General features: G+C 68.4%; 20 protein-coding genes and 1 pseudogene. 10 read left to right on the plus strand and 11 right to left on the minus strand.

Annotated elements, in window-relative coordinates; translation table 11 throughout:
* Positions 1-275: transposase (locus BM144_RS20635; RefSeq protein ID WP_139225799.1), on the minus strand; the 275-nt coding region annotated here is incomplete at its 3' end.
* A gap of 617 nt (positions 276-892) precedes the next feature.
* On the opposite strand from BM144_RS20635, the gene BM144_RS22985 reads away from it, so the two are divergent.
* A complete protein-coding gene (locus BM144_RS22985) occupies positions 893-1,765 on the plus strand; it encodes a hypothetical protein (protein WP_139225800.1) in 873 nt (290 codons plus the stop codon).
* Positions 1,766-1,980: 215 nt separating this feature from the next.
* On the opposite strand, the gene BM144_RS20645 is transcribed toward BM144_RS22985, so the two are convergent.
* Positions 1,981-2,382 (minus strand): hypothetical protein, encoded by a 402-nt coding sequence (locus tag BM144_RS20645; protein ID WP_092957011.1) that lies wholly within the window; start codon positions 2,380-2,382, stop codon positions 1,981-1,983.
* Between the two features lie 844 nt (positions 2,383-3,226).
* Positions 3,227-3,865 (minus strand): annotated as a pseudogene (gene nth / locus BM144_RS20650) (endonuclease III).
* A 178-nt stretch (positions 3,866-4,043) separates the two neighbouring features.
* On the opposite strand from nth, the gene BM144_RS20655 reads away from it, so the two are divergent.
* The 4 genes from BM144_RS20655 to BM144_RS20670 all read left to right on the plus strand — a co-directional run bounded on the left by BM144_RS20655 (position 4,044) and on the right by BM144_RS20670 (position 7,084).
* Positions 4,044-5,240, plus strand: a complete 1,197-nt coding sequence (locus tag BM144_RS20655; protein ID WP_092957014.1) for an aminotransferase-like domain-containing protein — start codon at positions 4,044-4,046, stop codon at positions 5,238-5,240.
* A 70-nt stretch (positions 5,241-5,310) separates the two neighbouring features.
* Entirely contained in the window at positions 5,311-5,532 is a 222-nt protein-coding gene (locus BM144_RS20660) for a SlyX family protein (RefSeq protein ID WP_092957017.1), read from the plus strand.
* Positions 5,533-5,592: 60 nt separating this feature from the next.
* Positions 5,593-6,600: an aldo/keto reductase gene (locus BM144_RS20665; RefSeq protein ID WP_092957020.1), complete on the plus strand. Its 1,008-nt coding sequence runs from the start codon at positions 5,593-5,595 to the stop codon at positions 6,598-6,600.
* A gap of 100 nt (positions 6,601-6,700) precedes the next feature.
* Positions 6,701-7,084 carry a DUF6172 family protein gene (locus tag BM144_RS20670; RefSeq protein ID WP_092957023.1) on the plus strand — a complete coding sequence of 128 codons (384 nt, stop codon included), beginning with the start codon at positions 6,701-6,703 and terminating at the stop codon, positions 7,082-7,084.
* Positions 7,085-7,123: 39 nt separating this feature from the next.
* Here the strand turns inward: BM144_RS20670 and BM144_RS20675 are convergent, their stop codons facing one another.
* A complete protein-coding gene (locus BM144_RS20675; protein WP_092957026.1) occupies positions 7,124-8,488 on the minus strand; it encodes a DEAD/DEAH box helicase in 1,365 nt (454 codons plus the stop codon).
* A 173-nt stretch (positions 8,489-8,661) separates the two neighbouring features.
* On the opposite strand from BM144_RS20675, the gene BM144_RS20680 reads away from it, so the two are divergent.
* Together BM144_RS20680 and BM144_RS20685 are read left to right on the plus strand one after the other, a co-directional pair.
* On the plus strand, positions 8,662-9,027 hold the full coding sequence (locus tag BM144_RS20680) for a translation initiation factor Sui1 (protein WP_092957029.1): 366 nt from the start codon (positions 8,662-8,664) through the stop codon (positions 9,025-9,027).
* Positions 9,028-9,037: 10 nt separating this feature from the next.
* Positions 9,038-9,259, plus strand: coding sequence for a DUF3820 family protein (locus BM144_RS20685; RefSeq protein WP_092957032.1), 222 nt, complete (start codon positions 9,038-9,040; stop codon positions 9,257-9,259).
* 10 nt (positions 9,260-9,269) lie between these two features.
* On the opposite strand, the gene BM144_RS20690 is transcribed toward BM144_RS20685, so the two are convergent.
* Entirely contained in the window at positions 9,270-9,689 is a 420-nt protein-coding gene (locus tag BM144_RS20690) for a group III truncated hemoglobin (protein ID WP_092957035.1), read from the minus strand.
* Positions 9,690-9,719: 30 nt separating this feature from the next.
* Complete coding sequence (ytfE, locus tag BM144_RS20695; RefSeq protein ID WP_092957038.1) at positions 9,720-10,466, minus strand: iron-sulfur cluster repair protein YtfE; 747 nt, start codon at positions 10,464-10,466, stop codon at positions 9,720-9,722.
* 89 nt (positions 10,467-10,555) lie between these two features.
* Between ytfE and BM144_RS20700 the strand changes: the two genes are divergently transcribed.
* A complete protein-coding gene (locus BM144_RS20700) occupies positions 10,556-11,065 on the plus strand; it encodes an RrF2 family transcriptional regulator (RefSeq protein ID WP_092957041.1) in 510 nt (169 codons plus the stop codon).
* A gap of 62 nt (positions 11,066-11,127) precedes the next feature.
* On the opposite strand, the gene BM144_RS20705 is transcribed toward BM144_RS20700, so the two are convergent.
* Positions 11,128-12,081, minus strand: coding sequence for an HTH-type transcriptional regulator ArgP (locus BM144_RS20705; protein WP_092957044.1), 954 nt, complete (start codon positions 12,079-12,081; stop codon positions 11,128-11,130).
* Positions 12,082-12,151: 70 nt separating this feature from the next.
* On the opposite strand from BM144_RS20705, the gene BM144_RS20710 reads away from it, so the two are divergent.
* Positions 12,152-12,823 (plus strand): LysE/ArgO family amino acid transporter, encoded by a 672-nt coding sequence (locus BM144_RS20710; RefSeq protein WP_092957047.1) that lies wholly within the window; start codon positions 12,152-12,154, stop codon positions 12,821-12,823.
* Positions 12,824-12,893: 70 nt separating this feature from the next.
* Here BM144_RS20710 and BM144_RS20715 read toward each other — a convergent pair whose 3' ends face one another.
* The 4 genes from BM144_RS20715 to mfd all read right to left on the minus strand — a co-directional run bounded on the left by BM144_RS20715 (position 12,894) and on the right by mfd (position 19,033).
* Positions 12,894-13,682, minus strand: a complete 789-nt coding sequence (locus tag BM144_RS20715; protein WP_092957050.1) for a MetQ/NlpA family ABC transporter substrate-binding protein — start codon at positions 13,680-13,682, stop codon at positions 12,894-12,896.
* A 256-nt stretch (positions 13,683-13,938) separates the two neighbouring features.
* Positions 13,939-14,652, minus strand: a complete 714-nt coding sequence (gene serB / locus BM144_RS20720; RefSeq protein WP_092957053.1) for a phosphoserine phosphatase SerB — start codon at positions 14,650-14,652, stop codon at positions 13,939-13,941.
* Between the two features lie 120 nt (positions 14,653-14,772).
* Entirely contained in the window at positions 14,773-15,432 is a 660-nt protein-coding gene (locus tag BM144_RS20725; RefSeq protein WP_092957056.1) for a hypothetical protein, read from the minus strand.
* Positions 15,433-15,541: 109 nt separating this feature from the next.
* Positions 15,542-19,033 (minus strand): transcription-repair coupling factor, encoded by a 3,492-nt coding sequence (gene mfd / locus BM144_RS20730; RefSeq protein WP_092957059.1) that lies wholly within the window; start codon positions 19,031-19,033, stop codon positions 15,542-15,544.
* Between the two features lie 221 nt (positions 19,034-19,254).
* Between mfd and ispD the strand changes: the two genes are divergently transcribed.
* Entirely contained in the window at positions 19,255-20,079 is an 825-nt protein-coding gene (gene ispD / locus BM144_RS20735; RefSeq protein ID WP_092957062.1) for a 2-C-methyl-D-erythritol 4-phosphate cytidylyltransferase, read from the plus strand.
* Positions 20,080-20,088 lie beyond the last annotated feature (9 nt).

A 20,088-nucleotide genomic window follows, 5' to 3' on the forward strand; every position in this document is an offset into this window, starting at 1 on the left:
AGCAACAGCAGATGCAGGCGATGCCACACTCCCACGGCCTGCCAGTCACGTAGACGCCGCCAGCAAGTCATGCCGCTGCCAAAGCCCAGTTCCTGGGGCAACTCTTCCCAAGGGATGCCGGTGCGCAAAACGAACAGGATGCCGTTGAGGGCCATCTCGTCGCTCACCCGCGGGCGACCGCCCTTGGCCGAGGCGGCGACTACCGGCAACAGCGGCGCAACCTTCTTGAACAGTGCTGCGCGCTTATCTCTTTTTTCTTGTTTCGACTCATGCATCACCAAACGCTCTTCGCTCGATTTGCGATGACATGGTTTTGTTAGCCGCTTTTAGCCTTCTACATGACCGCTACCGGCCAACTGCAGCCATTCATGCTTATGGATACACGCACACTTCTCTTGCACTTGGAACAGCCGCTTGATTCATACACGGGCATCGCACCAGTCGTTCAAGTCGTTGTTGCGGGCCTTGACTATGAAACCTCTGACTACTGGCCCGGCTTGGCAGTTGGATGGCTGGAACAAGGGGCTCCAGTCGATGCTGAGATCATCCGAGCGCTAAGTCGAGTATCTGGGAGTCAGCATTTTTCGCAAGCTGTACGACACCGAAGCGCTGCCGTGCTGCGGCAACACTTAAAGGCATGACTAGTCAAAAGTCGGCCAAGAGGGGGCGGTCGCAACGCCTGCTTGGCTGTCTGCGGTCGCTCGATCTAAGCGCAGTGCACAGGTACTATCGGTCCAAAGCGGAAATTAATATACGTTGCTGCAATTTTTACGTATAAAAATTCAGACCGAAACTCCTATACGCCGACCTTGCTGCCATCGGTCGGCGTTCAAAGATGATGTTAACGCGTGAGAATCTATTTTCTGGTCCAAAATTAAAGATTTTACAAAACATGCTCAGACTGGAACCTACGCTTGGGCACAGGAATTTTGTTCACAAATTTCCGTCCAATATGCCGCCAGGAGAAGCGCTGAGCGTCACGATTGACGGCATCAATAAAGGGCTGCTTGACTCCAATAGCCTGATCATCAAACCTCACAAGCAGCCCAAGCAGAAAAGACAGGCGCGCTCCACTCTAGTTGAGATGGAATTTGGGCAGAGGGTCATCGTGCAGGAATTGAGGGTCGATTTAACGACTGCTGAGATCTCTGTTGTGGGATATCTGCATTCGACAGTTTTTCTTTATCCTCAGCTGCTTGTTCCAAGAAGGTCGAATCTCACAACTTACTATGAGCGTAAGGACAAGAAGAAAATCCTCCATGCATATTTTCAAGGCCCTGGGCATGCATTCGCAAGCATCGATCGCGTATTCGAACTGTATGATCGCGTGTATTGCGTGGATACCAATACTAAGGTTGCGCGCAATGGTTCCCTAATCGCAGTAACAACGGCGATCACCGTGACTTCAAAGAAGATTGGCGACAGCGCAATACATATAAGCTCGGACAACACCATCGAACTTGTGGTCACTGATCCACCACCTGGAAATCCCGAGGTGCACGGCATATGGATGATGCTTGTGCATACGTGGAAGAACCATCCACAGCTGCTTCAGGGCAAATTGGCCATCATTACGGATACAGACCTGGGCAAGATAAAGGCATGGAACGCGCGGGCGGAACCTTTCCATGACGGTCATAGGCTTCCTAATGGCGTGGACATCTTCTATGCCAGTGCGGACGCGGGAAGCGAGGAGTTTCTGCCCAATCAGCTCATGAAGACCTGCGATTCGCTTTCTACGCGTAAGCTTCGGGAAATGCTTTAATTCAATGCGCAAGCAGTGATAAGGAGCGCTAGCACTTGGGCTAGTTCAGCTGGGTAAGTTGATTGCGATGTGGGCGATGCCTCTCCGCCGTCTAGAAAAGTTGAACTTCCGTAACCGTTGCAAGGCAGACGACTACAGGCCAAAGTAGAACGTCAGCAACGGGCCCTGAGCGGGCGGACATTTAGCTCCGAACCGGACGTTCACACGGAAGGGCTCTACGTTGTCACGAACCAGCGTTGGATGAACTCTGAGAACGTCTCGCCGACTAGCCCAAAGCGTCCATCCAAGCTGTCAACGCTACCAAAGGCCACACTCTTCCTCTCGAAGCGAAAAGCCTCCTGCCCGCCCGCGAAGTCGTCGCCGATAAGAACCACGTTACCCAGACTCTCGGCCGTGACTGGGTCGAAAACGAACGACGGCTCGACCGGCGCACGGTAGACCGAGTAACGCCCGTCCCCGATGGTCCCCCAGCCGACCTCCCGTAAAAATTGAATGTAGTCCGCTGGCAGTTCGGGATGACGGGCGACGAGCGTGCCCCTCTCATCTTCGGTGAGCAGCTCAAGTCGAGACTCGGGGTAGTGCGCCAAGAGGTATTGGCGCAGTTCAGCGTGGGTCATGGTCAGTACAGCAGTGCCAAGGAGCCCACAGGCGCATCAGGGCGAGAAAGGTCGGACAACCACCAAACTTTGCTGCGGATTTCGAAAGTCAGTTCATGGCCGATTGTTGCCAGACTCACCAGCATAAGCTGCCGAGATAGTCAGCCGGTCGATACGCTGGGCAAGGCAGAGTGGACATGATCCAGCAAAAAGCCCTCCAAAACTCCCCCGCAGGTTTGATAAGTGGTCTATGGGAAAAGACGCAATTTCGCCGAAACAATGGAAAAAGCCCCAGAACATCGCTGTTCTGGGGCTATCCATCTGGTGCGGCTGGCAGGGATCGAACCCACGACCCCTTGGTTCGTAGCCAAGTACTCTGCTTCTATCCACGCGCCCACGTAGGGCGCGACGTGATCCGTCATAAGGCTGATCCCGAAGAGCCCGGTTTCAATCCACGCGCCCACCCCACCTGTGCCGAAGATGCTGATGCGCACCCGACGATCCCGAAGAGCCCGGTTTCAATCCACGCGCCCACGCGCCCGTTTATAACCGCGCGTCCTCGCACGGCTTTCTCCGCCATTTCCGCGAATCCCGCGTTGTCCGGGTTCCCGCCAGACCCGCCCAGCGATGCCTCGCAGCAAAGCCCTTGCGCACCAATGGCTTGCAACTCTGCGCACCTCCCCTGGGCCGCGCCTGCCACTCCCGGTTCGCGGCACAACGGCCCGCCGATCCGCGGGGGTCATGCACCGCCTGAAGGAACAGCGCAGGCAAGGAGCGGAGCGGTGGTGACTGGCGGTGCGGTTCAAAGGGGTGCCCGCACCCTGGAGCCGCGCCCACCCGCCCCAGCACCTTCGCCCCTACCCACTCAGGGCGCGGGCGTCTTCGGCTCGTATTCGCACCACGGCGCCACCACGCATTCCCAGCAGCGGGGCTTGCGCGCCTGGCAGACGTAGCGGCCCAGGAGGATGAGCCAGTGGTGCGAGTCCACGGCGTATTCGGCGGGCACGCGCTCGAGCAGTTGCAGCTCCACCGCGAGCGGGTTCTTGCCCGGGGCCAGGCCGGTGCGGTTGCTCACGCGGAAGATGTGGGTGTCCACGGCCATGGTGGGCTGGCCGAAGGCCACGTTCAGGACCACGTTGGCGGTCTTGCGGCCCACGCCGGGCAGGGCTTCGAGTTCCTCGCGCGTGCGCGGCACCACGCCGCCGTGGCGTTCCACCAGGATGCGGCAGGTCTCCATCAGGTGGCGGGCCTTGCTGCGGTAGAGGCCGATGGTCTTGATGTAGCCCTCCAGCCCTTCGAGGCCCAGGTCCAGGATGGCCTGGGGCGTGCCCGCCGCGGGGAAGAGCCGGCGCGTGGCCTTGTTCACGCCCACGTCGGTGGCCTAGGCCGAGAGCAAAACGGCGGCCAGCAGCTCGAACGTGGTGGTGTATTCCAGTTCGGTGTTGGGCTGCGGGTTGGCCGCGCGCAGGGCGGCGAAGAAGGGCTCGATGTGTGCGGTCTTCATCATGGTGTTCGTGGGCGTCGGGCCGTGGGCGGCCGCGGCCGAATGGGCAGGGGGCGCCGCATTGTCCCGCACCGCGCCGCCGGGCGCGCCCTGCGCGGGTTGCAGGAAACCTGCTTGGCGATTGGCGACAATGCGCGCTGTGGTTTTGTTCCAACCTTCGCCTTCGAGAGCCCCGTCCATGCAATTCGCGTCCCGCCTCGCCAACGTCGAAACCTCCGCCATCCGCGAGCTTTTCAAGCTGCTGGGCAAGCCCGGCATCATCAGTTTTGCCGGGGGCTTTCCCGACAGCGCCATGTTCGACGTGGACGGCATCCGCGAGGCCAGCGAGCGCGCCTTGCGCGAGGAGCCGGGCGCCGCGCTGCAGTACGGCGCCACCGAGGGCTACCAGCCGCTGCGCGAGCAGCTCTCTTCCTTCATGGGCGACAAGGGCGCGCAGGGCGTGCGGCCGGACGACCTGATCGTCACCACCGGCAGCCAGCAGGCGCTGGATCTGCTGGGCAAGACGCTCATCAGCCCCGGCGACAAGGTGATCGTGGAGGGCCCCACGTTCCTGGCCACGATCCAGTGCTTCCGCCTCTACGGTGCCGAGCTGTTGAGCGCGCCGGTGGATGGGCAGGGCGTGGACCCCGATGCGCTGGAGCGGCTGATCGAAGAGCACCGCCCCAAGTTCGTCTACCTGATTCCCACGTTCGGCAACCCGAGCGGTGCGCTGCTGCCGCTGGAGCGCCGCCGCAAGGTGCTGGAGATGGCCGTCCGCCACCAGACGCTGATCGTGGAAGACGATCCGTACGGCGATCTGTATTTCGGCGAGGCACCGCCGCCGAGCCTGCTGGCGCTCTCTGCCACGGTGCCGGGCAGCCGCGAGCTGCTGGTGCATTGCGGCAGCCTGAGCAAGGTGCTGAGCCCGGGCCTGCGCGTGGGCTGGCTCATCGCCCCGGCCGAGCTGCTCGCCAAGGCGACGATGTGCAAGCAGTTCAGCGACGCGCACACCAGCACCTTCGCGCAGGCCACGGCCGCGCAGTACCTGCGCGCGGGCCGCATGCCGGCCACGCTGGCCAAGGTGCGCAGCGTGTATGCCGAGCGTGCCGCCACCATGGGCGAGGCGCTGCGCCGCGAGCTGGGCGACGCGATCGACTTCGTGCAGCCGCAGGGCGGCCTGTTCGTGTGGGCGCGGCTCACGGGTGCGGGGGGCGCGGTGGCCGACGGCAACGTGTTCGCCAAGCAGGCGATCGACCAGGGCGTGGCCTTCGTGCCGGGCACGCCATTCTTCTGCGCCCATCCGGACCACGCCACGCTGCGCCTGTCGTTCGCGACGGCCGATGCCGGCAAGATCCGCGAGGGCGTGTCGCGCCTGGGCCAAGCGCTGCGCGGCTGATGCCTGCCCGCGCCGTTCGCGATGGCAGGCGTGCCGGGGGCCGCGCGCGGTTTGCGGTCCAATAGCGTCCATGTCCGAATCCCGCACCCCATCGCAGCGGCTCGACGAGCTGGAGATCAAGGCCAGCTACGCCGAAGACCTGCTGGACCAGCTCAACGTCACCATCTACCGCCAGCAACAGCAGATCGACGCGCTGCAGCGCGCCCTGGCCACGCTGCAGCGGCAGTTGCCCGACGCGGGCGACGCCTCCGCGGCGCGCAACCCCCGCGACGAACTGCCGCCGCACTACTGACGGCGAGCACGGCCCCACCGCTTCTCTTCCACCCACCCTTCGCCTGAAAGGCTTTGCGCCATGCATTACCGCCGTCTCGGCCGCAGCAACCTGCAAGTCTCCGCCCTGTGCCTGGGCACCATGATGTTCGGCGACCAGACCGCCCGCGACGAGGCCGCGGCGATCGTGGCCGATGCGCGCGAGCGCGGCGTGAACTTCATCGATACGGCCGACGTGTACACCAAGGGCGCGTCCGAATCGATGCTGGGCGATCTGCTGGCGGGCCAGCGCCATGACTGGGTGCTGGCCACCAAGCTCGGCAACCGCATGGTCGAGCGGCCCAACGAAGGCCACTATTCGCGCGCCTGGATGCTGCGCGAGGTCGAGGCCAGCCTGTCGCGCCTGCGCACCGACCACATCGACATCCTCTACCTGCACCGCGACTACCTGGGCATGGATCTGCAGGAGCCGCTCTTCGCCATCGACGCGCTGCTGCGCGCGGGCAAGATCCGCTATTGGGGGGTCTCCAACTTCCGCGCGTGGCGCATCGCCGAGCTGGTGCACGGCGCGGCGCGCATCGGCATGCCGGGGCCGGTGGTCTGCCAGCCCTACTACAACCTGCTCAACCGCATGCCCGAGGTCGAGATCCTTCCGGCCTGCGAGCACCACGGCATCGGGGTGGTGCCCTACAGTCCCATCGCGCGCGGCGTGCTCACCGGCAAGTACCTGCCGGACGAGGCGCCCGCGGCCGGCACGCGCGCCGGCCGGGGCGACAAGCGCATCGCTGAGACCGAGTTCCGCCGTGAATCGCTGGTGCTGGCGCAGGAGCTCCAGCAGCATGCCCAGGAGCGCGGCGTGACGCTGGCGCAATTCGCCACTGCCTGGGTGCTGGCGCACCGCGCGGTCAGTGCGGTCATTGCCGGCCCGCGCACGCTGCAGCAGTGGCAGGACTACGCCCCGGCGCTGGATTACACGGTCACGCCGGAAGACGAGGCGCTGGTGGACGGGCGGGTGGCCCCGGGCCATCCGTCCACGCCCGGCTACACCGACCCCGCCTATCCGATGGCGGCGCGGGTGCGCAACGGCTGACGCGGCCCCCGGGGCCGGCGCCGTTGCCGCTGGTCGCCGCACCGCTTGCGCGCTGCTATGAAAACCATAGTGCGCGAGGGCGGGCGGTTACGATCGGCGCATGCGAAAAACCTATGTGCTCCACATCGAGGGCAAGAACCGCGACCGGCTCCTGGACGCCGCCCGCCATGACATCCACCGCTACCTGCGCCGCGAGCGCCGCCGCACGCTGCCCGAGGGCGCGCGGTTCTGGGACTTCGATTGCCGGTTCGGCGCCACGCAGGACGGCGCGCGCAGCGTGCGGGAGGAAGAGATCACCGGCCTGATCGACGCGGTGGCCCGCTCGGGCGACGCGCAGTTCTATGTCGAGATCGTGGCCAGGCCCGGGGAGGGCATGCCCCGCAAGCCGGCGCCGCGCGCCGCGACGGCCTCGGGCGATGGCCAGGAGGACGAAGGCGGTGGGTCCGGTGAAGGCAGCGGGGCCGCCGGCGACGGCGCAGACTGAACGCAGACCGCGCCACGCCGGGCTGCGTGGCCGGTCAGGTCATTCCGGGCCGTGGTCTTTCTGTGGGGCTTCGGCACCGCCGGCCTGCGCGGCGGCGGCCGCTGCCGCGCGCAGCTTGTCCTTCTTGCTCGGGCGCTTCCCCTTGACGCCGCCGGTGCCGGGCGGAAGCTTGCCGGCCCGCGGGGCGGCATCCGGCGCGGCACCAAGTGCCTGCCCGTCGCCGCCCGCCGGCGGCGTGGCCAGCGCCACCTCGAAGCCCGCGATCTGCTCGACCGGCAGCGACAGCAGGCCCTGTCGCCGGGCGATCAGCTGCCAGTGCGGTGCGGCGCCGGGCGTGACGAAGCTCACCGCCGCGCCGCTGGCGCCCGCCCGGCCCGTGCGGCCGATGCGGTGCACGTAGTCGGCCGCCGCGCGCGGAAGATCGTAGTTGACCACCGCCGGCAGGCCGGCGATGTCGATGCCGCGCGCCGCGAGGTCCGTGGTCACCAGCACCTGCCAGCGCTCGTCCTTGAATTCCTGCAGCACCTGCCGCCGCGTGCCCTGGCTCAGGCCGCCGTGGAAAGGCGACGCGTAGATGCCCGCCTTGTAGAGCTTCTCGGCCACGTGCTCGGCGGCGTATTGCGTGGCCACGAACACCAGCACGCGGGTCCAGCCGGCTTCTTCCTTCACGAGGTGCCTGAGCAATTGCGTGCGCCGGTTGTCTTCCACCGCGATGGCCCGCTGGGCGATGTCGGGCGCGGTGCCCGGTTCCTGCGGGATGTCGATGCGCAGCGGATCGCGCAGCAGGCCCTCGGCCAGCGCGGCCACGCCGTCCGGGAAGGTCGCGGAAAAAAGCAGGTTCTGGCGATGCGCCGGCAACAGCGCCAGCACGCGCTGCAGTTCCTCGGCGAACCCCAGGTCCAGCAGCCGGTCCGCCTCGTCCAGCACCAGGGTTCGCACCCACGCCAGCGACAGGGCGTTGTGTTCCACCAGGTCCAGCAGCCGGCCGGGCGTCGCCACCACCACATCGGCGCCGCCGCGCAGCGCCATCATCTGCGGGTTGATGGAGACGCCGCCGTAGGCCAGGGCGATCTTCAGCCGCCGCGCCGGCAGGTGCCGGGCCAGTTCGCCCAGCACGCCGGCCACCTGCACGGCCAGCTCGCGCGTGGGCACGAGCACCAGGGCGCGCACGCGGCGGAGCGTATCGCCCTGTCCGGCCCCGGGGCCCCCGGGCAGCAACTGCTGCAGCAGCGGCAGGCCGAACGCCACCGTCTTGCCCGAGCCCGTCTGCGCGCAGCCCCGCAGGTCGCGTCCCTGCAGCACGGCCGGAATGGCCTCGGCCTGGACTGGCGTGGGCGCGGTGAAGCCCTGGGCATCGGCGGCTTGGACGAGGGCGGGCGAGAGGCCGAGAGCGGCAAAGGGCATGGCGGGCACGAGAGGGACGCGGCACGCGCGCGGCGCGCGCTTTCCCGCTGGAAAGAAGAAAGGCGCGATTGTGCGGTAAGCCCCGGGCCGCCCGGATAATCCGGCCTGTTTCACCCCGAGATCGAGCCTGCGATGCCGCCCATTCCCTCCCACCGGCCTGACCGGAGCCCGCCATGCGCATGAGCCAGCCGGGCGGGCTCGTCTACTCCACCGACTCCGGCCGCATGTGCCCTGCCTGCCGCCGGCCGGCCGCGCAGTGCGCCTGCGCCGCCCTGCGGGCCTCGGCCGTGCCGGCGGGCGACGGCACCGTGCGCGTCTCGCGCGAGACCAAGGGCCGCGGCGGCAAGGCCGTGACGCTGGTGAAGGGCGCTGCGCTGCCGGCGGCCGAACTGGCGCAGCTGGGCAAACAGCTCAAGGCGGCCTGCGGTTCGGGCGGCACCGTCAAGGACGGCGTGATCGAGGTGCAGGGCGACCATGTGGAGCGCGTGGTGCAGGCGCTCCAATCGCTGGGCCACAAGGCCAAGCGCGCAGGCGGGTGAGGGCAGGCGCATGGACACCGCGCAACTGGAGCGCCTGCTCACCGTCACCATGCCCTACGGGAAGCACAAAGGCACGCCGATCGCCGACTTGCCGGGCAATTACCTGAACTGGTTCGCGCGCGAAGGCTTCCCGCCCGGCGATATCGGCCGCCTGCTGGCGCTGATGCACGAGATCGACTACAACGGCCTGTCGGACCTGCTCGCACCGCTGCGCGCGCAACGGCGCGGCTGATGCCATCGCCTCAGTGGCCGCGGCCTGGATCCCGGGCCTCCGCGAAATCCGGCAGGCGCCCCAGCATGCCGCGGAAGAGTTGGCGCGCCACGCCGTGCGCCGCCTGCTGCAGGCCGTGCGCCACCTCGGGCGTGAAGAGTCGGCCGGTGTGCTCGCCCCACAGCCGCACCCAGGCCGCGAAATGCGCGGGCGCCACGCCCTGCAGCGGCCGGTGGCTCGCCATCACGTTGCCCCGGTAGCTGCGCGCCCCCAGGGCCACCGTGCTCCAGAAGTCGACCATGCGGGCCAGGTGCGCATCCCAGCGGTCCTGCAGCGCCGCCTCGAACACCGGGCCCAGCAGCGGGTCGCGGCGCACGTCGGCGTAGAAGCGGTGCACCAGCCGGGTGATGCTGTCGGTGTCGGGCGTGGCGAGGAGGCGGTCGCTGGGCATGGGATCGGGGTTCTCGGAAAGGATGGTCGATCAGCCGCAGGCGCAGCCCGTGGAGCCGCAGCCCTGCGTTGGCCGGGAGGCGGGCTGCGCCGCGTCGAACCGCGGGAACAGCACATTGTTCTCCAGGTGGATGTGGTCGATGAGGTCGTCGCGGAACTGCGCAAGGCCCGCATAGAGCGCGCGCCACGTATTGCACGCGCCGTCGGGCGGCGCCATGTGGTGCGTCATGCCGTCGATGAGTTCGAGCGTCTCGCCGTGGTCGGTGTGCTCGGCGCGCATCATCGCGATGGGCGCGCCAGCGAAGGAGCCGTCTCCGGCGGCGAGCAGCGGGAACAGCACGCGTTCTTCCTTGAGCATGTGCGAGAGCAGCTCGCCCTGCGCGGATTCGAGCACGTCGCCCAGGCCTGCGGGCACCAGCGGGTGGTCGCGGTGCACGGCCTCCACGCGGCGCGCCATGCGGATCAGCTCGGGCAACTGCATGCGGTGCACCTCGTGGAAGCGCGTGACGATGTGCTCGATCAGTGCGCGGGTGGGCTGCTGCGGATCGGGCTCGGCGCCGCTTCGCTGCAGTGCGGCGAGTTCATCGACCAGCGCGGCGAGGTCCAGGCCCTTGTCGGCGGCGGCCTGCGCGAGGCTGGCCTGTCCGCCGCAGCAGAAATCCAGCTTCAGGCGGCGGAACACCGCCGTGGCGCCGGGCAATTGCACGGCGATCTGGCCCAGGGACTGGCGGGCGTCCACCGCAGGGGTGGGCAGGGGGTCGGGAAGGCGGGCGTTCATCGTGGGCTCCTTGAAGATTCATCAGTCATGAATATTTGCAATAAGATGCCCGGCTTCAGACCGATCCGGATTGATCCAACGCAAGCCCCATGCGCCTCACCCAGTGGACCGACTACGCCCTGCGCGTGCTGATGTACTGCGCGGCCAGCGAGGGGCGCGCGCAGCCCGTGACCATCACCGAGATAGCGGCGCAGCACGGCATCTCCCGCAGCCACCTCATGAAGATCGTGCAGCAGCTGTCCGCGCAGGGCCTTTTGGGCACCACGCGCGGGCGGGGCGGGGGGCTGCGCCTGGGCGCGCCGGCCGCGCAGATCCGCCTGGGCGACGTGGTCCGGCTCACCGAGACGGATTTCGACATGGTGGAGTGCTTCGATCCGGCGATGAACCGGTGCCGCCTGACCGGCCACTGCCGGCTGCGGGGCGTGCTTTCGGAGGCCACGCAGAGCTACCTCGCGGTGCTGGACGGGGTCACGCTGGCCGATCTCGTCGCGCGCCCGGCGCCCACCGTCGCTGCGCCCACGGGGCGCCGCCGCGCGGCAGCCCTGGCCCCGGCACCAGTGCCGGGGCTGCCGTCACCCGCACCGCTGGCACTGCCCTGATGCTGCGGCCCGGTTCTGAGAGGCTTTCAGGCTCCATGCCGGCGTATCCATTGGTTTGTTTGCTATTTTTTCGATAGCTTGCGAGCGCTGGCGGCGCGCGGCTTCCGGCCAGTGCCCAGCCAGGCGCTGGCGGCCGACATCACGCACTGCGTGAGCCGCTCCAGCCCCGCCTGGGCCGATCGCGGGTGGGCCCAGTAGAGCGTCACGTCCATGCCGGTGCCGGGCAGCATCTCCACGAGCGTGCCGGCCGCGAGCTGCTCCTCGATGAGCACGGTGGGGTGCATGCCCCAGCCGATACCCATCTCGCAGCTGCGCAGGAAGCCCTGGTTGGACGGCAGGAAGTGGCGCGGCGGATGGCGCCGCGAGGCCAGGCCCTGGCGCTGCAGCCACTGGTCCTGCAGGCGGTCCTTGCGGCTGTAGACCATCATCGGCGCGCCGGCCAGGGACTCGGGCGTGACGCCGCCGCCCGCCGTGCCGAAGTGCTGCCGCACGAAGCCGGGGCTGGCCGCGGCCACGTAGTGCATGGTGCCCAGGGGCCAGCTGTTGCAGCCCGCGATGGTGCCGGCCGTGGCGGTGACGGCGGCGATCACCTCGCCCTCGCGCAGCCGCTGCGCGGTGTGCTCCTGGTCGTCGATGCGCACGTCCAGCAGCTCGTTGCCGCCCGCCGTGAAGGCGGCCATGGCGTCCATGAACCAGGTGGAGAGGGAATCGTCGTTCACGGCCAGCTTGAGCGTGGGCGCGGGCGCCAGTGCGTCGGGCACCAGCGCCGGGTGCGCGCGCCGCAGCTCGTTCTCCAGCAGCGCCACCTGCTCCAGGTGCAGGCAGAGCCGCCGGCCGGCCTCGGTGCCGGTGCAGGGCGTTCCGCGCTGCACGAGCACCTGGCCGGCGCGCTCCTCCAACTGCTTCACCCGCTGGGAAATCGCGGACGGCGTGACGTGCAGCCGCCGCGCGGCGCGCTCGAAGCTGCCCTCGCGCACCACGGCTGCGAGGGCTTCCAGGCCGGCGTAGTCGAGCATGAAGTAATGCTTAATATTGATTAGAGAGTTTAAGTTTACATAATTTTTACGACCACCCAGAATCGGTCGCATGTGGGCTCTCTTCTCCTCCTTCTCGTTCGGTTCCCCGTGGCTGGCCGGCGGCGCCTCCGCCGCCTGGGTGGCCGGTTTCACGGTCTGCCTGTCGCTGATCGTCTCCATCGGCGCGCAGAACGCCTACGTGCTGCGCCAGGCCGTCGCCGGCCGCCACGTGCGGGTCTGCGTGGCGCTGTGCGTGCTGGCGGATGCGGTGTTGATCGGGGCAGGGGTGGCGGGCCTCGCACGCCTGCTGGAGAGCGCCCCGGGCCTGGGCCGGGCGCTCACCATGGGCGGTGCCGTCTTCCTGCTGGCCTACGGCCTGTTCGCCTGGCACCGCGCGCTGTTTGGCGCCGGCGCGGGCCTGCAGTCGGACCGGGGCCGCGCACGGCAGGGCCTGCTGGGCGTGGTGGGCACGCTGGCGGCCATCACGCTGCTGAACCCGCACACCTACCTGGACACGGTGGTGCTGGTGGGCTCCATCGGCGCGCGGCAGGAGGGGGCGTTGAAATGGGTGTTCGTGGCCGGATCGGCGTCGGCCAGCCTGCTGTGGTTCGTGCTGCTGGCGTTCGCGGGTCGGCGGCTGCAGGCGGTGTTCGCCCGGGCCCTGGCCTGGCGCCTGATGGACGGCATCACCGGCGCCATCATGCTGGGACTGTCGTTCTGGCTGTGGCGCGGGCTGGCATGAAAAAAGCGCCGCAGGGCGGCGCTGGCGTGCGGCTGGCGGGGCGCAGGCGCGAAGGCCTGCGCGGCGGGGCTCAGAACGCGGGCACGACGGCGCCCTGGTACTTTTCCTGGATGAACTTCTTCACTTCGGGCGTGTGCAGCGCCTTCACCAGCTTGGCGATGGCGGGGTCGTTGGCGCGGTCGGCGCGTGCGGCGACGAAGTTGGCATAGGGCGAATCGCTGCCTTCGATGAAGAGGGCGTCCTTGGTGGGATTGAGCTTGGCCTCGATCGCATAGTTGGTGTTGATCAGGGCCAGGTCCACGTCCTGCAGCGCGCGGGGCAGCAGGGCGGCTTCCAGTTCGCGGAACTTGAGCTTCTTGGGGTTCTTGACGATGTCGATCGGCGTGGCCGTGATGTTCTTCGGATCCTTGAGCTGGATGAGGCCCTGCTTTTGCAGGAGCACCAGCGCGCGGCCGGCGTTGGACGGATCGTTCGGGATCGCGATGGTGGCGCCATCCTTCAGCTCGCTCACGGCCTTGATCTTCTTCGAGTAGGCGCCGAAGGGCTCCACGTGCACCTTGCCGTCCGGTACGGCCACGATGCTGCTCTTGCGGTCCTTGTTGTAGCTGTCCAGGTAGGGCTGGTGCTGGAAGAAGTTGGCGTCGAGCTGCTTGTCTTCCACCGCCGCGTTGGGCTGGATGTAGTCGCTGAATTCACGCACCTGCAGGTCCACGCCCTGGGCCTTGAGCTGGGGCTTCACGAAGTTCAGGATCTCGGCATGCGGCACGGCGGACGCGGCCACCTTGAGGACGGTGTCGGCGGCATGGGCGGACACGGCGAGTGCGGCGATGGCCAGGACGGACAGGGCTTTTTTCAGCATCGGAAACGGCTTTCTTCGATCGGTTCGGGCAAGGACACGGAGGTCCGGTTCAGGGGGCTGCCGGAGCGATCCGGCACTTGCCACCCATGGCCGCGAAGTCTAGGTAGTTTCCCGTGGGCTCACCACGTTTTTATCGTCATACCCATATAACGACCGTCACCCTTATGCGGTGGTGTTGAGGGTAAAAGGGCTCCATGCCGCCGGATCCATTCAATAGTTTGCTATATAAATAATAGCGAACATTCTTGCCGCAGCGTCAGCGCAGCACTTCCAGCAGCCGGTCGAGGCCGCCCGTGTTGATCGCCACCTTGGCCTGCGCGCGCACGGCCGGCTTGGCATGGAAGGCCACCGACAGGCCGGCCGCGCCCATCATGGGCAGGTCGTTGGCGCCGTCGCCCACGGCGATCGCCTGGGCGGGCGAGATGCCCAGCAGCGAGGCCACCTCCAGCAGCGTGCGGCGCTTCTCGGCGCCGTCGCAGATGTCGCCCCAGGGCTGGTCGACCATGCGGCCGGTGAGCCGGCCGTCCTCGATCTCCAGCACGTTGGCGCGTGCGAGGTCGATCCCCAGCCCGGAGCGCACGCGGTCCGAGAAGAACGTGAAGCCGCCGGAGACCAGCAGCGTGGTGAGCCCCGCGGCCCGGGCCGCGTCGATGAGCGCCTGCGCGCCGGGGTTGAAGCGCAGGCGGTCGCGGAACACGCTCTCCATGTGCGCCACGTCCACGCCCTTGAGCAGCGCCACGCGCTGGCGCAGGCTTTCCTTGTAGTCGGTGATGAGGCCCTGCATGGCGGCTTCGGTGATGGCCGCCACCTCGGCCTTGCGGCCCGCCGCATCCGCGATCTCGTCCACGCATTCGATGTTGATCAGCGTCGAGTCCATGTCGAACGCGATCAGCTTGAAATCGCTGAGTCGGAGCGGGGGCTCGATGCCCTGCAGGACGAGGCCGGGGGCGAATTCGGTGGCGTGTGGCATACGGAGAAAGCGGCGTGGAAATGTGGAGGAACGGAGAGACAAGGGGCCCGGCCGTGGCCGGAAAAGCCGGCATCTTAGAACGTGGCGGCGGCCCGCGGAGCGCCGCGCCGCCAGGGGGCTTCAGGGCTGCTGCAGGTACAGCCGGTCCGACCACGTGGCCAGCCACTCGGGCTTGAAGGCCACGAACACCGCGCAGAGCATGCCCGTCACCACGGCATCGCCCCAGGCCATGAGCCAGCGCGCCACCATGGACAGCTCCGGGCCGACCCCCGGCAGCGCATGCCCGCTCCAGTGCGCCAGCGTGCCGGCCGCGAACATGCACAGCGCCGTGCCGATGAAGGCGCGGCCCAGCACGTAGACGAAGAGCTGCGTGCCGGTCAGCCGGCGCAGCAGCGCGCCCAGCAGCAGCGCCAGCGTGGCCGGCACCACGCCCTGCCACGCGGCCAGGCCCAGCGCGTCGCTCCACGCCAGCGTGGGCGAGAGCAGGGCGGCCGCCGCGGCCACGGCCACCAGCGCGGGCACCGCCAGCGGCCACCCGAGCATCAGCACGGCGAGGCAGGAGCCGGACATCTGCAGCTGCAGCGGCATCCGGTGCAGCGTGGGCAAGGCCCAGAGCCAGGGCAGGAAGACCAGCATGGCCAGCAAAGGCGTGAGCAGCGGGGAGGCCTGCGCGGTGCCGGTGCTGGCGCCCGGCGCAGGCCGCGCCGCGAGCAGCCGCCAGGGGCGGGTGGCGAACGCGGCAGCGAGGGCGAGAAGGACGATGGCGGCTTCGATGGGCATGGCGGACGCAACGGCGCAAAAAGGGCGGACCGGCGCGGGGGCCAGGCCCTTGCGCGCCCGGCACCTGGCCCCGGCAATCCGCGTGCCCGCGCGGGGCGCCCGCCGGCCGTCAGGCCGCGGCGCCCTGCGCGGACGTGAGCGGCTGGCCCAGGCTGCGCAGCACGTCGCGCACCATCTGCGCCCGGTCCTTCGCCTCCGGCAGTTCGCGCTCGATGCGCAGCTTCTCGTTGCCCGCGAGCTTGATGTGCTTATTCTTCTGGATCAGGTGGATGATGTGCATCGGATCGATCGGCGGCTGGGGCCGGAACGTGATGTTCGTCACGCCGGGCGCGGCATCCACCTTGAGCACGCCGTAGGGCTGCGACAGCACGCGCAGGCGGTGCACGTCGATCAGCGTCTGCGCCTGCGGGGGCAGCTTGCCGAAGCGGTCCACGATCTCTTCGAGCAGGTTGTCGATCTGGTCGCTGGTCTTCGCGGTGGCGAGCTTCTTGTAGAACGACAGGCGCAGGTGCACGTCGCCGCAGTAGTCGTCGGGCAGCAGGGCGGGGGCATGCAGGTTGATGTCGGTGGTGGCCGAGAGGGGGCTGAGCAGGTCGGGTTCCTTGCCGGCCTTGAGCGATTTCACGGCCTCCGCCAGCATCTCGTTGTAGAGCTGGAAACCCACCTCCAGCATGTTGCCGCTCTGGTTCTCGCCCAGCACCTCGCCGGCCCCGCGGATCTCCAGGTCGTGCATGGCGAGGTAGAAGCCCGAGCCGAGTTCTTCCATCTGCTGGATGGCGTCCAGCCGCTGGGCGGCCTGCTTGGTCAGGCCCTCGGTGTCGGGCACCATGAGGTAGGCGTAGGCCTGGTGGTGGCTGCGGCCCACGCGCCCGCGCAACTGGTGCAACTGCGCCAGGCCGAACTTGTCGGCGCGGCTCATGATGATGGTGTTGGCCGTGGGCACGTCGATGCCGGTCTCGATGATGGTCGAGCACAGCAGGATGTTGTAGCGCTGCGCCACGAAGTCGCGCATCACCTTCTCCAGCTCGCGCTCGGGCATCTGGCCGTGGGCCACGGCGATGCGGGCCTCCGGCAATATCTCCTCGAGCTTTTGGCGCCGGTTCTCGATGGTCTCGACCTCGTTGTGCAGGAAGTAGCACTGCCCGCCGCGCTTCAATTCGCGCAGCACGGCCTCGCGGATCACGCCCGTGCCCTCGTTGCGCACGAAGGTCTTGATCGCCAGGCGCCGCTGCGGCGCGGTGGCGATCACGGAGAGGTCGCGCAGGCCTTCGAGCGCCATGCCCAGCGTGCGCGGGATCGGCGTGGCGGTGAGCGTGAGCACGTCCACCTCGGCGCGCAGGGCCTTCATCTGCTCCTTGTGGCGCACGCCGAAGCGGTGCTCCTCGTCGATGATGAGCAGGCCCAGGTTGTGGAACTTTGTCGATTCCGACAGCAGCTTGTGCGTGCCCACCACGATGTCCACGGTGCCGTCACCGATGCCCTTGATGGCCGCCGTGATCTCCTTGCCCGAGCGGAAGCGCGAGACCTCGGCGATCTTCACGGGCCACTTGCTGAAGCGGTCCACGAGCGTCTGGTAGTGCTGCTCGGCCAGCAGCGTGGTGGGCGCGAGGAAGGCCACCTGCTTGCCGCCCGTGACGGCCACGAAGGCCGCGCGCAGCGCCACCTCGGTCTTGCCGAAACCCACGTCGCCGCAGACCAGCCGGTCCATGGGGCGGGGCGAGATCATGTCCTGGATCACCGCGTGGATGGCGGCGTTCTGGTCGGCCGTCTCCTGGAAACCGAAGTCGGCCACGAACTGCTCATAGTCCTGCGGCGAGTACCGGAACGCATGGCCTTCGCGCGCGGCGCGGCGGGCGTAGATGTTGAGCAGCTCGGCCGCGGAGTCGCGCACCTGCTCGGCCGCCTTGCGCTTGGCCTTCTCCCACTGGCCGCTGCCCAGCTTGTGCAGCGGGGCCTCGTCGGCCGACACGCCCGTGTAGCGGCTGATGAGCTGCAACTGGCTCACCGGCACGTAGAGCACCGCCTTGTCGGCGTATTCGAGGTGCAGGAACTCTTGGCAAGCGGAGCTGCCGTCGGCGTTCTTCTGGCCCACGTCCATGTTGACGAGGCCGCGGTAGCGGCCGATGCCGTGCGCGCTGTGCACCACCGGGTCGCCCAGGTTCAGCTCGGAGAGGTCCTTGATGAGGGCCTCTACGTCGCTCACCTGCTCCTGCTTCTTGCGGCGGCGCGTGGTGGGCGTGGCGGCGAACAGCTCCGTCTCGGTGACGAAGTCGATGCCGCCGTCCATCCAGCGGAAGCCCACGGCGAGCGCCGCCGTGGCGATGCCGACCTTCTCGGGCGCGCCGCCCTGGAATTGCGCCAGCGAATCGAAGGCCGGCGGGTTCACGCCCGAGGCGCGCAGGAAGTCGAGCAGGCTTTCGCGCCGGCCGTCGCTCTCGGCCAGCAGCAGCACGCGGTGCCCGGTGGCCTGGATGTGCGATTGCAGCCGCGCGAGCGGGTCTTCGGCGCCGCGCTGCACCGACAGCTCGGGCAGCTTCTGGAAGAAGGCGCTGTCCTCCACGTCGCCCACGCCGGGGCGCAGCGCGAGCTGGGCATGCGCATTGGCGCGGGTGTAGAACTGCTCGGCCGTGAGGAACAGCGTCTCGGGCGGCAGCGCCGGGCGCTCGGGGTCGCCCTGCACGAGCCGGAAGCGGTCCTTCGTGTCCTGCCAGAAGCGCTGGAAGGCCGGCTCCAGGTCGCCGTGCAGCACCACCGTGGCATCGTCGCCCAGGTAGTCGAACACGGTGGCGGTTTCCTCAAAGAAGAGCGGCAGGTAGTACTCGATACCGGCGGTGGCCACGCCGTTGCCCATGTCCTTGTAGACGCGGCTCTTGGTGGGGTCTCCTTCCAGCAGTTCGCGCCAGCGGCTGCGGAAGCGCGCGCGCGCATCGTCGTCCATCGGGAACTCGCGCCCGGGCAGCAGGCGCACTTCCGGCACGGGGTAGAGGCTGCGCTGGCTGTCGGGGTCGAACGTGCGGATGGAGTCGATCTCGTCGTCGAACAGGTCCACCCGGTACGGCACGGGCGAGCCCATGGGGAAGAGGTCGATGAGCCCGCCGCGCACTGCGTATTCGCCGGGGCTCACCACCTGCGAGACGTGGCTGTAGCCCGCCAGCGTGAGCTGCGCCTTGAAGCGCGCCTCGTCGAGCTTCTGCCGCACCTTGAATTGGAAGGTGTAGCCCGCCAGGAAGGAGGGCGGCGCGAGGCGGTAGAGGGCGGTGGTGGCGGGCACCAGCACCACGTCGGCGCCCGTGGCCTCGTCCTTCTGGCGGATGCGCCAGAGCGTGGCCAGGCGCTCGCTGATCAGGTCCTGGTGGGGGGAGAACGTGTCGTAGGGCAGCGTTTCCCAGTCGGGGAACAGCGCGCAGCGCAGCTCCGGCGCGAAGAACGCCATTTCGTCGATGAGGCGCTGGGCATCGGTGGCGTCGGCCGTCACGATGGCGGTGGTGCGCCGCGCGGCCTTCTCGCGCTCCGCGACGCGCGCGAGCAGCAGGGCATCCGCGCTGCCCACGGGGCGCGGCACGGTGAAACGTTTGCCGGGGATGAGTTTGGGGAGGTCCATGGAGCGGATAGGGGCAAGGCGTGTCGGGGCGCCGCCGGGGCCGGCCTGCGGGCGGCCGGGCCATCCGCAGGGCAGGCGCCGGCCGGGCACGCGAAAGCGGCGGCGCGCTGGCCGGCGGTGGTGCGCGGCCAGCAGGCATTCTAGGCGGGGCAGCCCCGCCGGCCGCAGCCCCCGGGGCGCCGTCCGGAGCGCTCGCGCCGCGCTCCTACAATGGCCGCCCCATGAGCGACCTGCTGCCGTCCCGACCGACCCTTCCGCCACCGGCCGCGCCGGCCCGTTTCTGGGCGCTGCTGCCCTGCGCCGGCTCCGGAGCCCGCGCCGTGGCGCCGGGCGCCGCTGCCGGGGTGCCCAAGCAGTACCAGCCCGTGGCGGGCCAGCCGCTCGTGCTGCACACGCTCGCCGCCTTCGCTGGCGTGCAGCGGCTCCTGGGCACGCTGGTGGCCGTCGCCGAGGGCGACACGTTCTTCGGCGCGCATCCCTCCGAGCTGTATTTCGCGGTGCCCTGCGGCGGCCCCACGCGGGCGGAAACCGTGCTCGGCGGGCTGCGCGTGCTGCGCGAGCGCGGCGCCGGGGCGGACGACTGGGTGCTGGTGCACGATGCGGCGCGCTGCCTCGTGACCACCGCGCAGATCGACGCGCTCATCGATGCCTGCGAGCACGACAGCGTGGGCGGCCTGCTGGCCCACAAGCTGGCCGACACGCTCAAGACCGCGAGCGGCGGGCCGGGCGGGGCGCGTGTCGCCTCCACCGTGGACCGCAGCGACAAATGGCTCGCCCAGACGCCGCAGATGTTCCGCCTGGGGCTGCTGGAGAGCGCGCTGGGCCAGTACGGCGCGCAGGCCACCGACGAAGCCAGTGCGATGGAAGCCATGGGGCTGCACCCGCGGCTCGTGCCCGGCGGCGCGCAGAACTTCAAGGTCACCTACCCGGACGATTTCGCGCTGGCGGAGGCGGTGCTGGCGCAGCGCATCCTGCCGGCCACGCTGGAGCGCTTCGGCGGGCCGCTCGCGCAGGGCGCGCCGCTGCCCGGCCGCACTTTCTTCTGATCTGATGCC

Origin of the sequence: Paracidovorax konjaci (genome assembly GCF_900112675.1) — a bacterium.
GTDB lineage: Bacteria > Pseudomonadota > Gammaproteobacteria > Burkholderiales > Burkholderiaceae_C > Paracidovorax > Paracidovorax konjaci.

What these genes read in the sequence shown, in the direction of transcription:
- BM144_RS22985 (WP_139225800.1), top strand. Translation starts at nt 893, where the DNA reads ATGCTCAGACTGGAACCTACGCTTGGGCACAGGAATTTTGTTCACAAA.
- BM144_RS20645 (WP_092957011.1), bottom strand. Translation starts at nt 2,382, where the DNA reads ATGACCCACGCTGAACTGCGCCAATACCTCTTGGCGCACTACCCCGAG.
- BM144_RS20655 (WP_092957014.1), top strand. Translation starts at nt 4,044, where the DNA reads ATGCAATTCGCGTCCCGCCTCGCCAACGTCGAAACCTCCGCCATCCGC.
- BM144_RS20660 (WP_092957017.1), top strand. Translation starts at nt 5,311, where the DNA reads ATGTCCGAATCCCGCACCCCATCGCAGCGGCTCGACGAGCTGGAGATC.
- BM144_RS20665 (WP_092957020.1), top strand. Translation starts at nt 5,593, where the DNA reads ATGCATTACCGCCGTCTCGGCCGCAGCAACCTGCAAGTCTCCGCCCTG.
- BM144_RS20670 (WP_092957023.1), top strand. Translation starts at nt 6,701, where the DNA reads ATGCGAAAAACCTATGTGCTCCACATCGAGGGCAAGAACCGCGACCGG.
- BM144_RS20675 (WP_092957026.1), bottom strand. Translation starts at nt 8,488, where the DNA reads ATGCCCTTTGCCGCTCTCGGCCTCTCGCCCGCCCTCGTCCAAGCCGCC.
- BM144_RS20680 (WP_092957029.1), top strand. Translation starts at nt 8,662, where the DNA reads ATGCGCATGAGCCAGCCGGGCGGGCTCGTCTACTCCACCGACTCCGGC.
- BM144_RS20685 (WP_092957032.1), top strand. Translation starts at nt 9,038, where the DNA reads ATGGACACCGCGCAACTGGAGCGCCTGCTCACCGTCACCATGCCCTAC.
- BM144_RS20690 (WP_092957035.1), bottom strand. Translation starts at nt 9,689, where the DNA reads ATGCCCAGCGACCGCCTCCTCGCCACGCCCGACACCGACAGCATCACC.
- ytfE (WP_092957038.1), bottom strand. Translation starts at nt 10,466, where the DNA reads ATGAACGCCCGCCTTCCCGACCCCCTGCCCACCCCTGCGGTGGACGCC.
- BM144_RS20700 (WP_092957041.1), top strand. Translation starts at nt 10,556, where the DNA reads ATGCGCCTCACCCAGTGGACCGACTACGCCCTGCGCGTGCTGATGTAC.
- BM144_RS20705 (WP_092957044.1), bottom strand. Translation starts at nt 12,081, where the DNA reads ATGCTCGACTACGCCGGCCTGGAAGCCCTCGCAGCCGTGGTGCGCGAG.
- BM144_RS20710 (WP_092957047.1), top strand. Translation starts at nt 12,152, where the DNA reads ATGTGGGCTCTCTTCTCCTCCTTCTCGTTCGGTTCCCCGTGGCTGGCC.
- BM144_RS20715 (WP_092957050.1), bottom strand. Translation starts at nt 13,682, where the DNA reads ATGCTGAAAAAAGCCCTGTCCGTCCTGGCCATCGCCGCACTCGCCGTG.
- serB (WP_092957053.1), bottom strand. Translation starts at nt 14,652, where the DNA reads ATGCCACACGCCACCGAATTCGCCCCCGGCCTCGTCCTGCAGGGCATC.
- BM144_RS20725 (WP_092957056.1), bottom strand. Translation starts at nt 15,432, where the DNA reads ATGCCCATCGAAGCCGCCATCGTCCTTCTCGCCCTCGCTGCCGCGTTC.
- mfd (WP_092957059.1), bottom strand. Translation starts at nt 19,033, where the DNA reads ATGGACCTCCCCAAACTCATCCCCGGCAAACGTTTCACCGTGCCGCGC.
- ispD (WP_092957062.1), top strand. Translation starts at nt 19,255, where the DNA reads ATGAGCGACCTGCTGCCGTCCCGACCGACCCTTCCGCCACCGGCCGCG.